This is a genomic window from Streptomyces auratus (assembly GCF_050433025.1).
GTDB lineage: Bacteria > Actinomycetota > Actinomycetes > Streptomycetales > Streptomycetaceae > Streptomyces > Streptomyces sioyaensis.
Genome location: NZ_JBNGCB010000001.1, coordinates 4,044,354 through 4,057,004 on the forward strand (window position 1 = coordinate 4,044,354; position 12,651 = coordinate 4,057,004).

General features: G+C 67.7%; 13 protein-coding genes and 1 pseudogene. 4 read left to right on the plus strand and 10 right to left on the minus strand.

Translation table 11 applies throughout. The features are described from left to right. Positions 1-351: 351 nt before the first annotated feature. Together BKA18_RS17595 and BKA18_RS17600 are read right to left on the minus strand one after the other, a co-directional pair. Positions 352-768, minus strand: a complete 417-nt coding sequence (locus BKA18_RS17595; protein ID WP_006604602.1) for a YeeE/YedE thiosulfate transporter family protein — start codon at positions 766-768, stop codon at positions 352-354. Continuing rightward, on the minus strand, positions 768-1,424 hold the full coding sequence (locus tag BKA18_RS17600) for a YeeE/YedE family protein (protein ID WP_366047065.1): 657 nt from the start codon (positions 1,422-1,424) through the stop codon (positions 768-770). The genes BKA18_RS17595 and BKA18_RS17600 overlap by 1 nt, the downstream gene beginning before the upstream one ends. An 866-nt stretch (positions 1,425-2,290) precedes the next feature. Here BKA18_RS17600 and BKA18_RS36600 point away from each other — a divergent pair. The 3 genes from BKA18_RS36600 to BKA18_RS17610 all read left to right on the plus strand — a co-directional run bounded on the left by BKA18_RS36600 (position 2,291) and on the right by BKA18_RS17610 (position 4,405). Then, positions 2,291-2,584 (plus strand): hypothetical protein, encoded by a 294-nt coding sequence (locus BKA18_RS36600; protein WP_488169140.1) that lies wholly within the window; start codon positions 2,291-2,293, stop codon positions 2,582-2,584. Between the two features lie 760 nt (positions 2,585-3,344). Further along, positions 3,345-3,692: a PadR family transcriptional regulator gene (locus BKA18_RS17605; protein ID WP_366046966.1), complete on the plus strand. Its 348-nt coding sequence runs from the start codon at positions 3,345-3,347 to the stop codon at positions 3,690-3,692. After that, entirely contained in the window at positions 3,689-4,405 is a 717-nt protein-coding gene (locus BKA18_RS17610; protein ID WP_366046965.1) for a hypothetical protein, read from the plus strand. Before BKA18_RS17605 ends, BKA18_RS17610 begins: the two co-directional genes overlap by 4 nt. Positions 4,406-4,516: 111 nt before the next feature. Here the strand turns inward: BKA18_RS17610 and BKA18_RS17615 are convergent, their stop codons facing one another. The 7 genes and pseudogenes from BKA18_RS17615 to BKA18_RS17645 form a co-directional block, all read right to left on the minus strand. After that, entirely contained in the window at positions 4,517-4,852 is a 336-nt protein-coding gene (locus BKA18_RS17615) for a hypothetical protein (RefSeq protein WP_366046964.1), read from the minus strand. A 393-nt stretch (positions 4,853-5,245) separates the two neighbouring features. After that, a complete protein-coding gene (locus tag BKA18_RS17620; protein ID WP_366046963.1) occupies positions 5,246-6,388 on the minus strand; it encodes an LCP family protein in 1,143 nt (380 codons plus the stop codon). Positions 6,389-6,856: 468 nt separating this feature from the next. After that, positions 6,857-7,132: a hypothetical protein gene (locus tag BKA18_RS17625; RefSeq protein WP_366047064.1), complete on the minus strand. Its 276-nt coding sequence runs from the start codon at positions 7,130-7,132 to the stop codon at positions 6,857-6,859. Between the two features lie 697 nt (positions 7,133-7,829). Continuing rightward, positions 7,830-8,201: pseudogene (locus BKA18_RS17630) on the minus strand (GTP cyclohydrolase I); the annotation flags it as partial. A 284-nt stretch (positions 8,202-8,485) separates the two neighbouring features. Then, a complete protein-coding gene (locus BKA18_RS17635) occupies positions 8,486-9,889 on the minus strand; it encodes an NAD(P)-binding protein (RefSeq protein ID WP_366046962.1) in 1,404 nt (467 codons plus the stop codon). Beyond that, positions 9,870-9,998 carry a hypothetical protein gene (locus tag BKA18_RS17640; protein ID WP_366046961.1) on the minus strand — a complete coding sequence of 43 codons (129 nt, stop codon included), beginning with the start codon at positions 9,996-9,998 and terminating at the stop codon, positions 9,870-9,872. Before BKA18_RS17640 ends, BKA18_RS17635 begins: the two co-directional genes overlap by 20 nt. Positions 9,999-10,016: 18 nt before the next feature. After that, the gene (locus BKA18_RS17645; RefSeq protein WP_366046960.1) at positions 10,017-10,688 is read right to left on the minus strand and encodes a TetR/AcrR family transcriptional regulator; all 672 of its coding nucleotides are present in this window, start codon (positions 10,686-10,688) and stop codon (positions 10,017-10,019) included. A 135-nt stretch (positions 10,689-10,823) separates the two neighbouring features. Between BKA18_RS17645 and nshR the strand changes: the two genes are divergently transcribed. After that, the gene (gene nshR, locus BKA18_RS17650) at positions 10,824-11,633 is read left to right on the plus strand and encodes an NshR/TsnR family 23S rRNA methyltransferase (RefSeq protein WP_366046959.1); all 810 of its coding nucleotides are present in this window, start codon (positions 10,824-10,826) and stop codon (positions 11,631-11,633) included. A 20-nt stretch (positions 11,634-11,653) separates the two neighbouring features. Here the strand turns inward: nshR and BKA18_RS17655 are convergent, their stop codons facing one another. Beyond that, complete coding sequence (locus BKA18_RS17655) at positions 11,654-12,580, minus strand: squalene/phytoene synthase family protein (protein ID WP_366046958.1); 927 nt, start codon at positions 12,578-12,580, stop codon at positions 11,654-11,656. Positions 12,581-12,651: the final 71 nt, after the last annotated feature.

Genomic DNA, 12,651 nt, shown 5'->3' on the forward strand with positions numbered 1-12,651 from the left:
CCTGAGCGATTTGATCGGCCGTCATCTCAAATCTCCGCGGCCGCCGGGCGTCGTCCCCCGCCCAGAATTCGAGGAAGTTCCGGGTGACGGCCCGCACCTCGGTTGCGCTGGGCGGGCTGGTGTTCAGCCGGGGCACGGCTTGGAAACGGTGGCCGATGAGTCGCCCATGCGGTCGTATGCGCCGTAACCAGCGGCCCCGACCGGGGCGGTGGCCGCCCCGGCCATGACAGCGACCTTCGGGCCGCCGCGCTTCGGCTTTCCGCGGCTGCCCGTTGGAGAGACCCCCACAGTCTCTCGCTGAGCCAAGCGAGAGCCCCGACCTTCATGGCTCGTGTCGGTGGGCGTGCTTGATTACAGCCCGCAGGAGCCGCGGTCGAGGTGGAAGTACCGGGCGTTGGCCCAGCGGCACAACCGGATACCGACGATGACGCCGACGATGGTGATCAGGGCAGGCAGGTAGCCGCTGGCGACCTGGATGATCGGGATTGCAGGGCACCCACCTGAGATCGCCCAGCCCGTACCGAACAACACCGCGCCGGGGATCACGCCGGCGTGGATGCGCCCTGGGGTGCGGCGGACCCGCAGCAGAAGGAACGCACACACGAGGATCACCACAGCACCCGCGAAGGTCAGGAACATGCGCAGGTCCTGGAAGGTGAACATGCGGTTCAGCTCGGCGTAGTCGCCGAAACCGATGTTGGTGACGGTATAACCGAGGGCCAGTCCGGTGATGATGTTGGCCAGCAGAATCGCGCCCCGGGTGCGCATCAGATCACCTTCCACAGGAGGAACGACACCGCGACGGCGGTGCCGAAGAACACGGCGGTCGCGACGATGCTGACCGGCCGCAGGCGGCCGCAGCCGCTGAGTCCGTGGCCGGAGCTGCACCCACCGGCCAGCCGAGTGCCGAAGCCGACCAGCACACCTCCCACGAACAGCATGGCGATCATGGTGGTCGAATCGGCGGTGACGAGGTCCCGAAAACCCGGGCCCATGTCGTAGCGGAGGTGGAACCGCCCGGAGGCGACCGCGGCGATGAACCCACCGAGGAAGATCGACATCAGCAGGGCGGCCTGAGTGACCAGCGGGGCCGGGCGCAGGCTCGTGGCTGCCGGGCGCTCACTCGCTGCCGGTTCGGCTTCGGCTTCGAGCGGCGGCGACTTCTCGTACGGATCCTGCGGCACGGTGGACGCGCCGGTGCCGGTGCCGAAGTGCTCCGCCGTGGCTGCGGCAAGCGCCTCGGCCAGAGCTTGGTCGTCGGTGAACTCCTCGTCCATCCGCTCGAGTTGGCGTTCGCGACGCCAGTGCAACACGCGATCCCACGCGGCCGACACCCCGAGAGACCGATCGGTGATGAGGGTGTGGTTGATGGTGATCAGAGCGAGCCCGATAGCGCCCGCCCACCAGGGCCAGTAGGCACTCATGCGGGTCCTCTCATCCAATCGGCAAATCGAGTCCACCAGCCGCGCTTTGAGCCGGGCGCAGCGAGGCTGTCCGAAGGTCGGGCAACCTGTGGTGACGGTGACGGTTGGTGATGCCAGTCACCTGCTTGCGTAGGTGTTGCCCCGAACTGGGCCATGGCCTCCGGTCTCGCGGTTGCAGGTCCTGACTGCTCAGGTGGCCGGGTCGTCCGGGTGGCGCTGGATTGGCCCCCCTCGGCCGGGGCTTCGAGGTGCCGCGCCTGGGCTCCGTTGGGCAGCAGGCTGATCGGCACGCGCTCGCCGGTGAGTGACATCTGGTAGCGCGCACAGCCGAGCCATCGATCCGCGCTGTCGCAGTAGTACTCGCGCCAACCTTGCAAGCTCGCCCTGAGTAGGGGGAAAAGGGGGCATCCTGCGGCGTGCGAGCAACCCACGTTGCTCCCTCCTGACTGGCGTACCACCCGTTGGGGGAGAGCGGTTGCTGTTCTCGATTCCTGCCCCGCCGGCCCGGTCGACGGCCTGAAAAGCAATGCGGTGGCGGGCAGTGACAGAAGGCGCTGTGCCTCCATTCCTCGACCGGGCGCGATGCAATCATTGTTTCGGTGCGCCAAGCAACTCGGGGAATTTTTCCAAACAGGTCACTTGGCACTACTTGGTAAGATACTCTCCGCGACGGATTTGCGGCGTCTGCCTCTCGTGTCCGGATATTTACGACCGCCGGCGAGGCCGCTTGGATCGTGATTCGACTTCGTGATCGCGACCCGCGCCGGCGCAAGTCAGCCGTTTATGGAGAGGGTGTGAATTCTGGAGTTCCTTGTGGCGATGGCGTGAATGTCGTATGTCAAACGAAGGGCCAAGGGAGAGTAATCATGTGTCAACGTGCTGTCTGTCGGTCGTGCCGGAAGTTGACCCATGAGGGCTGCGGAAGGCATGTGGACCAAGTTCTCATGGGTGTGCCAACGGCTCAGCGGTGCATGTGTGAGCCCGCGGAACGCAAGCGTGCACGCACGGTCGAGGCGACGACTCGATCGGAATCGGCGCCGGCCCGACAGAGCGGGGCGTCGCGACGCACACACGCTCCTGGGTACCCAGGGAGTCGGCCGGGCCGATCGAGGGGCGGCTGCTGGGCTCGGCTCATCGACTGGGTGAAAAGACCGGCATGAAATGGGGATCCGAGTGCGCCCGCTTGGGTCCCTTGAGTGCAAGGTGTTGGTTATTGGGCCGGGAGAATACGGATTTCAGAACTCCGGGGTGCCAAGTGGCACCGAGCGCGGAGCCGGCACCGACACCCGCGTCTCGCGACGAACGTCATCGGCGCTCTGCATGACAGCATGCGCTTCGCCTGATTGACCTCATCCACTTTCTGCGGGCCAGCTGCACCAAAGAATGCCTCAGCACGAGGATCCTCCGGATGTAGAACCGGCAGTCGCTCGTCGCCGACGTGAATGCCCGGCAAGCCGTCAACTGATGACGGCAGCCCGCGGGGCATTGCCGGACGTGGGACGCCGGGCTGCCGCATGCGCGCTGGAGCGGGCCGGCACGGGGGGAACCGGCCCGCTCCTGCGGTCGGCGCCCGCGTACCTCCGCAGAAGAGCGAGCGCCTCGACCCTCATAAGCGGGTCACTCCTTCCAGCGCGCTGCGCCCCTGGAATGTCACTGGTGGCGAGAGATGGTCACCAATCCGGCGCCCTTGTGAACAGAGCAACGTAAAGCCGTCACAACACAGCCGCTCGCGAATACCTCCCCCAACTCGGATGTTCCGCCCGGCATTTCCGAGAGAGGGCAGGGGGCTGAGGAAGGAAGGTCCCGTTGGAGCCCGGGAGGCAGGCCGTGTGGGCCCCTGACCCAGGAGATCCGGAGAATGCCCTACCTTGCACCGCACTAGCTTGTAGTGCATGACTCTTGCTGTGTACGGTACCGGCCATGGAAGAGACGTCCACCCCCCGCGCCCAGTGGCTGCGAGGGGTACTGGATATGTGCCTGTTGGCCCTGATGGCGGAGGCCCCGGTCTACGGGTACGAGATGACCGTCCGGCTCGCCAAGGCCGGGCTCGATGTCGCGGACGGCTCGATCTACCCGGCGCTGGCGCGCTTGCGTAAACGCGAGCTGGTCACGGTCGAACGCCGCAGCGGGGGCGGGGGGCCCGCCCGTACCTACTACCTGCCCAGCGAAGCGGGCCTGCGGATGCTCCGGTCGTGGAGCCGCGACTGGGGCGCATTCGCCACGAGCATCCACACCATCATCGGCCCACCTGCGCGGGAGGAATCATGACACCGACGGTCGACGACGCGATACACACGGCCACGGAGACGTGGCGCCGCCTCGGCGTCGAACAGGCGACGGCCGATGAGATGGCTGAGGAGCTGGCCGCGGACCTGGCTGCCGCCTCCGCGGACGGCCGGTCGGTCACCGACTACATGGGCGGGGACGTCGAGGCGCTGGCCACCTCCTGGGCGGACGAACGCGGTCTGCTGCCGGTGCGCCGGCACCTGAAGGAGACCGCCGTCGCGGCGGCCCAGGGCGCCGTGCTGCCCGCCCTTGCCGCCCTCGCCTTCTGGTTCGTGAACTGGTCCCACCTCCTGGACCCCAGCGGTGAATCCCTGCAAACCACGGTCGACGGACAGGTGCTGCGGGAGGTGCGCCGGTTCCCCAATCCCGGCGTTCCTTTGATGTGGGTGGGCTTGCCCCTCTGCGCGCTTGTCGCCTTCTTCTTGATCCGGCGCGCCGTGCGCGGGACGCTCCAGCACCATCACGCCCCCTTGGTCGAAGCGACCGTGCAGGCCCTGACCAAGGCTCTTCCCGTCATTCTCATGGCAGCGGCCGCGCTGGGCGTCGCGATCGGCCTCTTCGGTGCCTCCGTGGTGGGGTACTACCAGGTCCTCTTCACCGCCCCCGTCGCGCCGGCCGGAATGATCGGCGCCGTCGCCGCCGGCGCCGCCTGGGTCCGCCACCGCACCTGCCCGCCCGTGACCGCCACCAGCTGAACCACAGGCTGCGGGCCACCTGCCCGTTCCCGACGGGCCGGGGGCGGAGCGCCGCAGCGGCCCAGCCCAGTGCCCGGTTTCCGGCTCCCGGTACCCGGTACCCGGATGTAATCAGAGGCTGCGCACGCGCCCGGCGATCAGGTGTCCGACGAGCAGATAGATCGCGGCGGGCAGGCCGTAATTGAGGGCGACGCGCAGCCCTTCGGTGTTCATGGTGAAGATGTCCCGCGCCCACCAGGCGAGCGAGTCCGCCATCCCCTTCACGAACTGGACGAAGACGTTGCCCTGGTTCGCGTCGAGCAGGTAGAGCACGATCCAGAGCCCCAAGAACGCGGCGGCTATGTCGGCAATCGTGTGGATGATCAGGGCCGCCCGCTGTGCGGCGGTGCCGCCACGGCCGCCGCGGTACCGATCATTTACGGGCAGGGATTCGGGGCTGTGGCTCATGGGAGTCGCAATCTGACGTACGCGGCGCATCGACGGGCAGGGAGAGCGATCGCGGCCAGGGCGGCCACCCCCCACAGGAGTCACCCTGGCCGTGATCACACACGGGGGCGCTCACGCGCCCGTATGCAGTTCTGCGCCGCGGGATGCTGCCGCGTTACCCGGCCAAGCGATACGTCCGATACGCGCGGACATATGCGCTCTTTCAGACGCCTGGTCGTGCGGGTGTGACAACCGATCAACCGGTGACGCAGGAGGAGTAGCCGACTGGTCATCGGCGGACGCGGATCCGACGTTCCCCCCGTGCCGGCGGATCCGCCCACACGGCGCGGGCGGTGCCACCTCCCCCCCGGCCCCGCCCGCGCCGGTCAGCGCTCGTCGGTCAGCGCTCGTCGGTCAGCGCTCGCTGGTGACGGTGACCGGGTCGTCGTTCTTCAGCTGGTCCACGAGCTGCTTGACCTTCGGCCGGTCCCACTGGAGGTTGCCGCCGACGCTTCCGGAGATCGGCATGTTCATCGACTTGCCCTCGCCGCTGTTGACGTCCTTCATGGCGAAGAACATCTTGCCGAGCAGGTAGGGGTTCATGTCCTTGTCGACGACGAGGGTGTCCAGGCCCGCGCCCATGACCGGGTAGAGCTCGAACGGGTTCAGGACCGTGCCGGGCGCGGCCGCCTGGTTCGCGAGCGTCGAGAGGAACTTCTGCTGGTTCTTCGTGCGCTCCAGGTCGCTGGTGGCGAAGGCGTGCCGGGTACGGACGAAGGCGAGCGCCTGGGCACCGTCGAGGGTCTGCTTGCCGGCCTTGAAGTCGGCGCCCGACCACTTGTCCTTGAAGCCCTTGTCGAGGTTCATCTCGACGCCGCCCATCGCGTCCACCATGTTCGCGAAGCCGGTGAAGCCGATCTCGGCATAGTGGTCGATGTGCAGCCCGGTGTTGTACTCGACCGTGCGGACCAGCAGTTGCGGGCCGTCGAAGGCGTAGGCGGCGTTGAGCTTGTTCGCGCCCATCGCGGGCCTGGTCTTGCCGGACTCGGAACCGCGGAACCGGGGGATGGTCACGTTCGAGTCGCGCGGCAGGGAGATCAGCGTCGGGCCGGCTGCGCCGACGTGCAGGATCATCATCGAGTCGGTCCGCTGGCCGGCCTCCGCGCTGCCGCCGGTGTGCAGGCTCTTGCGCTGGGCCGCCGACATGCCCTTGCGGCTGTCCGAGCCGACGATCAGGTAGTTGGTGCCGGAGCCCTCGGCCGGGCGGTCGATGACCTTGCTGAGGTCGACCTCCTTGCGCAGCTTGGAGTCCGCCCAGAAATACGTGCCGGCCGCCACCACGAGCAGGATGACGAGGACGGATATCAGAATCCGCTTGACCTTGCCGCCCCGGCGTGGGGCCGGTCCGTACTCATATGGCCCGCCGTCTCCGGAGTGGGGCGGCACCGCGGAGCGCTGGTTGGGAATGCCAGGGGAGGAATTCGGCGGGCGTGCGGCATGTGCGGGCTCATACGGATCCTGGAAGTCGGCGTACCTGCCATGGGGCCTTGGATTCATGCCCGGCAGTGTGCATTCTCCGGTTGTCTCGTACGCAACCCGGGGGGCGACTCAGGGAAGACTGTTTCCGAGCTGATGCACAGCGCCCGAGGGAAGCGGCTGCAATGTCCTGCCAAATGCGCAAGGGGGCGACTGAACGGGCAGAACGGCCGATGACGAGAATTCGGGCAGGCGAAGGAAACCGGCGCCTTCTTCGCTCCCCGACTCAGCGCATCACTGTCCCGCTCAGCACCCTCACTGCAGGACTGCAGAACGAGTGTAGAAGAGCAGTGCAGAACGCGTGCAGAACGAGTGCAGAACGAATATGTGGCGCCGATCGGCGGCCGGAGCAGGTATCGCGATTTCCGGGAAATTCGCCGCGTGGGGGGGGAACTCCGGGCGGGCGGGGCAGTGGGGAAGCCGCCCTCGGCGCTCAGGGGACACGGGCCGTCTGCCCCCCGTGAGCCCCTGAGCTCCGCGGAAGCACCGTCAGAGGCGGCGCAGCCAGGCGGCTGCGCCATGCCCGACCACGAGGTAAACCAGGGCAGGAAGGGCGTAGTTGAAGAACACCCGCAGCCCTTCCGTCTCCATGATGAAGATGTCCTGCGACCAGCCGGCGAGCCAGTCGGCCACACCGCGCACGAAGCCGACGAAGACATTCGCCTGATTCGCTTCGAGCAGATACAGCAAGATCCACAACCCGAGAAATGCCGCGGCGACATCCGCGAGGCTGTGAATGATCAAGGCGAGTCGGTGCGCTCCGATGCCTTGCTGGTTTCCTCGCCAACTCTCCCTGGTGCGGGAGGTGGTGTGCGAAGCGGGGCGGTACGGGTCGGCCGGGGCGGGGTGGTACGACGAGGGTGAATTGCCGGCATGCGGAGCGTGCGCCCCGGCATTCGGCAGCGGAGCCGTATCACCGCCAGCCGGTGAGTTTGATCCGCCGTAGTAGGGAGAGTTTGCACTGGAGCCGTATGGGCGATTTTGCGGTATGCCGTCATTGGGGTGAGTCACGGTGCCGCGCATTGCCCGTTGAACGATTCCAAAACTCCCTTCACCGCTATTTCACATCGAAGTCCTCGGACCGCCACTTCGCAGTAGACGGGCCGATGGCGCGGGCGGCCGGGGGGACCGCCCGCGCCACGCGCGGCCACTTGAAGCGGGGGGACCGCAAACATCAAGGCACCGCGCGGCCGAAAACGATCGGCACCACCCCCTGCGGCGCGCCGGGCGAAAGTGTCACACCCGGCTGCCGGTGCCTCGCAAACAGGAGCTCAGGCGCGGGCCAGGCTGCCCCTCCACGCCGAAGAGGCAAGGCCGAGCCTTCAGCTTTGCGCTTCAACTACCCCGCCCTGCCCGTTGGGCGGGGCCTCTTCACCAACCAGCCCGTCCGGCTCCAGTTCCGCAAGGCGGGCACCACGACCTACACCACCGTCAAGACCGTGCACACCTCCAGCACCGGCGACCGCCCGCGTGCGGTGCTACGGCAGGCGAAGTGCTCGACGACGCGGGCGAGTTTCGGCAGGCCGAGGATGCGCCGGCCGGGCAGGTAGCCGACGTGGGCGGTGCCGACGAACGGCAGCAGATGGTGCTCGCACACCGAGCGCACCGGGATGCCGCGGGCCAGGACGAGCTCGTCATAGCCCTCGTCGTTCGGGAAAGTCGTCAGGTCGAACGGGCGGGGGCTGAACAGCTCGGCGTAGGCGCGAGCCATGCGCCCCGGTGTTCCGTACAGGCTCTCGGTTTCGGTGCTGATGCCGAGCGCCTGCAGGAACTGTCCGGCGGCGCGTTCCGCGGCGGCCAGGTCGATCCCGTCGGTTTCCTGGGCGACGCGCAGCGCGGGCCCAGACGACCAGGCCGACCGCGGCGAGGGCGAAGTGCCCGAAGAGGACGGGGACGGGCAGGCGGCTGTTGCCGGCCTTGGCACCTCCGCGGGAGAGCCAGGTGCCGAGCATGGAGAAGCCGCCGAGAGCGGTGATCACCCAGGTGATGAGTGCGGCGATGCGGGAGCAGACCCGCCCCGGCCGGCTCGGCGCAGAACGTGGACTGACTGGGCCCCACCAAGGGGTGAGGCCCAGTTCGGAGTCGGCAGCGTGGTCGGTGTGCGGGTGGTGCAGGCGGTCAGTTCACCGTCGCGACTGCGTCTGCCTGCCGGAGGAGCTCCGCCAGCTTCAGCTGCTGGTCCCGGAACATGGGCAGGAGTGCGGTGCGCTGCTCGGGGGAGAGCTGGGGGAGCCGGCGGCCCATGAGCCGGCAGGTGCTGAGCCAGTCCATGAGCGCGGGGTCGGCGGTCCAGCGCTTGATCCGCTCCTGGACGTCGCCGAAGAACCGTATCCAGTCCAGGGCGGAGTGGGGGTGCTGCGCGGGTGCGCACAGCGCGTTCCTGGTGTCGTCGTCGGCGTAAGCCGCCTCGACGTGGGCGGTGAGGGCGGCGCTGAACACTTGCTGGCAGGGAACGACCGCCTGCAACGTGAGGCGCGCGTGGTCGAACACCGGCACCGTCGGCCGTCGCTCCAGGCCGTCGGCGGTGCAGTCGATGTAGAGGGTTCCGGCCTGCGCGGGAAGGGTGGCCTGGTCAAGTGCGATCGCCCGCTCGTCGATGCGCTGGACCCTGCCGGCGCGGACGATGTCGTCGATGCGGCGTAGCTGCGCGAGTTCGGCGGGGGCGACGGTCGCACAGCGGTAGGCGGTCGGCTCGATGTCGGGCGACAGCCGCAGCAGCAGGCCGCTGTTCTCCAGCCGCGTGAACAGGTCCTGGACCGACTGCGCCTCGGCCACGGCCTGGAGGCGGGCCGCGTCCGCTTCGCCGCCGAGATTCCCGGGCTGCCAGTGGGCGCGGTCGATCAGCCAGGAATCGCGGGGCATGATCCAGGTGATGTCGGACGGATCGGTGCCACGGCTCAGCAGCCACAGGCACGCGTCGATACCCGTCTTTCCCGCGCCGACGACCGTGTAGTGGGACGGCCGGTCCTGCAGTGCGGGCAGCTGGTTGGGGGTGATCAGGCGGACGCCGGGAGCGACGTCGTACGCGGGCGGCACCATGGCGGGCACCGTGACGTTCATATAGGTGGCGTCCACGGTCCGCCGTTTGACGGTCACCTCGAAGCCGGCCCCGCTGACGAGGGAGTGGAAGCGCTGGACGTCGGGCCGCTCCGGATCCGGGCCGTCGTAGAACGACTTGGGGAAGTAGGAGACCCTGCCGGTCGGCAGGAACGTCTTGCGCATCACCTGGTCGAAGTAGGCCAGGATCTCGCTGGCGGAGGCCAGCTCGTGCAGTCCGGCGTTCCATCCGTCCTGGTCGATCGCGCCGCTGCCCAACTCGCGGGAGTTGACGCCGTAGAAGGCCGACGGCTGATGCAGGCGTACGAAGGGGTAGGCGACCGTCCAGTGCCCGCCGGGCTGGTCATAGCGGTCGACAAGGGCCACCGTCGCGTCGGTTTCGGCAAGGAGGGTGTCGGCGAACGCCATGCCCATGGCCCCGGCCCCGACGATCAGGTAGTCGACCTCAAGAGCTGTCGGTTTCAACGGATGTCTTCCTTTCCGTGGTTTCCGTGGTTCCCGTGGTTCCCGTGGTCTCCGTGGCGTCGGCGTCGCTGTAGGTGTCGGTCTCGGTCTCGGCGTCGCTGTCAGCCATGAGGGGGGACGGAAACGCTCAGGAACCGGACGGGCTCAAACCGGAGACCTGCTCTTCCTCGGTGGCCGTGAGCGCGGCTACCGGCATCTCCGTCAGCCCGGGGCGTACGCGCAGACCGTCCAGGACGATCGTCAGGTAACGCCGCCACACCGCGGTCGAGACCGGCTGGGTGTGCTGAATTGCGCAGCTCACCATGTAGAAGATCAGCGGCAGGTCGGTCGTCGCCAAGTCCGGACGCAGCAGGCCGGCGTCCTGGGCACGACGCATCACCGCGTCAGCCGCGGGCACGAACTTGCGGCGCGCCTGCGCCACCTGGGGACGGCCGCCGACCTCGGAGAACACCACTTCTCGCAGTCCGCGATCGGCTGCCATCAGCTCCAACGCCATGGTCAGCAGGCCGACGAACCCCTCCCACGGGTCGTCATGCGTCAGCGCCTGCTCGGCGAACACCGCCAAGGCATCGACCCGCTCTTCGAAGAGCTCATTGATCAGTGCTTGCTTGTTGCCGAAGAGCCGGTAGGAAGTCGCCACTCCGACACCGGCATGGCGGGCGATGTCGTCGAGGTTCACCCCCAACCCCCGTTCGGCGAACACCTCCCGAGCGGCTCGGAGCGTGCGCTGTCGGTTGGCTTCGGCATCGCGTCTCAGGCGCCGTGCGCCGCGGGACGAGGATGAATCCGTTCCGTCCATGAGCCCACCGTAGCACCTATCTGGAGTTGCCAACTCCAGTTACGCCGCCTGCCCTCCAGGCCGACGGCACAGCGGGCAGCCGCCCGCGGCATCCACGGACGGCGACGGCCGAAAGACCACGGCTAGACTCGGCACATGACTGAGTTGGACACGATCACCAGTAATTCCGACCCTGCGGTACAGCGCATCATCGACGTCACCAAGCATTCACGGTCCAACATCAGGACGACGTTGATCGAGGACACCGAACCGCTCATGGAATGCCTCCGGGCGGGGGTCCAATTCATTGAGGTCTACGGGAGCGACAACACTCCGTTCTCCCCCGAATTGCTCGACCTGTGCAGGCAGCACGAGGTACCCGTCCGGCTCGTCGACTCCTCGATTGTCAATCAGTTGTTCAAGGGGGAGCGGAAGGCCAAGACATTCGCCATCGCCCGCGTTCCCCGCCCGGCCAAATTCAGCGATATCGCGAAGCGGGACGGTGACGTCGTCATTCTCGACGGAGCGAAGATCGTCGGGAATATCGGGGCGATCGTGCGGACCTCGCTCGCCCTCGGAGCTTCGGGAATCGTGCTCGTCGACAGCGATCTCACGAGCATCGCCGACCGACGTCTGCTCAGGGCCAGCCGGGGTTATGTCTTCTCGCTCCCCATCGTGCTCGCCAGCCGCGAGGAGGCCGTCTCCTTCGTCCGCGACAGCGGCATCCGGCTGATGGTGCTGGAGGCCGACGGCGACCTCGAAGTGAAGGACCTCGGCGACGAGCGCGAGCGGCTGGCCTTGACGTTCGGCAGCGAAAAGGGCGGCCCGTCGAACCTGTTCAAGCAGGCGTCCGCAGCCTCGGTCTCCATTCCCATGGCCAGCTCCACCGAGTCGCTCAACGTCTCCGTGTCGGTCGGCATCGCGCTGCACGAGAGGGCTCAGCGGAATTTCGCCGTCAGCCGGTGAGTTGCTGCTGCCCGAGCAGCTCATCCTCCCTCTCGTCCACGGCGCAGGCCGCGCGCGTGCCGGAATTCGCGCATGAGGATCTTCAGCGTGGCGGAAACGGCGGGGCGGGCAGGGGCCTTCAGGAGGCCGGGGCCCCTGACCTCGGCCGCATCCGTGGTGGCCTCTTCCAGGGCTATCAGGGCCCGGACGAAGGGACGGTTGGCGGGCGGCAGGAACCCGGTCACCTGGCGGCTGGCGGCCAGGTCGGTGCGGGCCTGTTGCAGGAGGTGCCGCAGCAGGGCGCGGACTCCGGGGGTGTCCTGAGCCCGTATGAGGTCGGTACGGGTCACGCCGTGGCTCAGCAGGGTTTCCTGAGGGATGGTCGGCCTGTCGTCGGCCAGGTCTTCGGCGAGGTCGTTGACGAAGTCGAGTCGCTGGCTGCCGTCTATGTAGGTGCGGCAGGCAGCGCGGTATCCGGCAGGTTCGTCACCGGGCACGAGCAGGCCGGCGACCAGCATGAAAGCCGGCAGTGAGTAGGCGTCGAGGTAGCGCTGGTAGTCCGACTCCGTGGCGAAGCCCGTGAATTCGAGATCGGTGGAGGCGGTGCGGAGAAAGTCCCTGACATACCCGAGGAAGCGGGGGTGACAGGCGCCGGTGTGCAGGAGCGGGCGGATCACGGGGTGGTCGCCGGCGCCGGTGGCAATGGCCTCGTTCACCTCTTTCTCCCATGCCGTGTAGGCGGCAGCGCGCTGGGGCAGCGGGCCGTGGTCGAGGAGGTTGTCGGTGTGGTGCATGAATGCGGTGGCCGCGATCAGGTGGGGCGCCAGCGGACGCGGCAGGAGCAGAAGTACCGCGATATAGGCCGCGCGTTTGTAACGGGCTACCAGTGAACGCTGCCGGGTGAAGTCCTCGCGCAGCTGCGGGTCATGAATGCCCGCGGCATCCAGCCTGGTGGTCCACATGCTCATCCGGCGTTCCTTTGTGGTGCGGCTGGTCCCGTATACGAGCGCAGCGAATGGTCCGGGGTCTCGTAACGACG

Bases quoted from the DNA above. Each gene is read 5' to 3' on its own strand.
- BKA18_RS17595 (WP_006604602.1), bottom strand. From the start codon at position 768: ATGCGCACCCGGGGCGCGATTCTGCTGGCCAACATCATCACCGGACTG.
- BKA18_RS17600 (WP_366047065.1), bottom strand. From the start codon at position 1,424: ATGAGTGCCTACTGGCCCTGGTGGGCGGGCGCTATCGGGCTCGCTCTG.
- BKA18_RS36600 (WP_488169140.1), top strand. From the start codon at position 2,291: ATGTGTCAACGTGCTGTCTGTCGGTCGTGCCGGAAGTTGACCCATGAG.
- BKA18_RS17605 (WP_366046966.1), top strand. From the start codon at position 3,345: ATGGAAGAGACGTCCACCCCCCGCGCCCAGTGGCTGCGAGGGGTACTG.
- BKA18_RS17610 (WP_366046965.1), top strand. From the start codon at position 3,689: ATGACACCGACGGTCGACGACGCGATACACACGGCCACGGAGACGTGG.
- BKA18_RS17615 (WP_366046964.1), bottom strand. From the start codon at position 4,852: ATGAGCCACAGCCCCGAATCCCTGCCCGTAAATGATCGGTACCGCGGC.
- BKA18_RS17620 (WP_366046963.1), bottom strand. From the start codon at position 6,388: ATGAATCCAAGGCCCCATGGCAGGTACGCCGACTTCCAGGATCCGTAT.
- BKA18_RS17640 (WP_366046961.1), bottom strand. From the start codon at position 9,998: ATGGCTGACAGCGACGCCGAGACCGAGACCGACACCTACAGCGACGCC.
- BKA18_RS17645 (WP_366046960.1), bottom strand. From the start codon at position 10,688: ATGGACGGAACGGATTCATCCTCGTCCCGCGGCGCACGGCGCCTGAGA.
- nshR (WP_366046959.1), top strand. From the start codon at position 10,824: ATGACTGAGTTGGACACGATCACCAGTAATTCCGACCCTGCGGTACAG.
- BKA18_RS17655 (WP_366046958.1), bottom strand. From the start codon at position 12,580: ATGAGCATGTGGACCACCAGGCTGGATGCCGCGGGCATTCATGACCCG.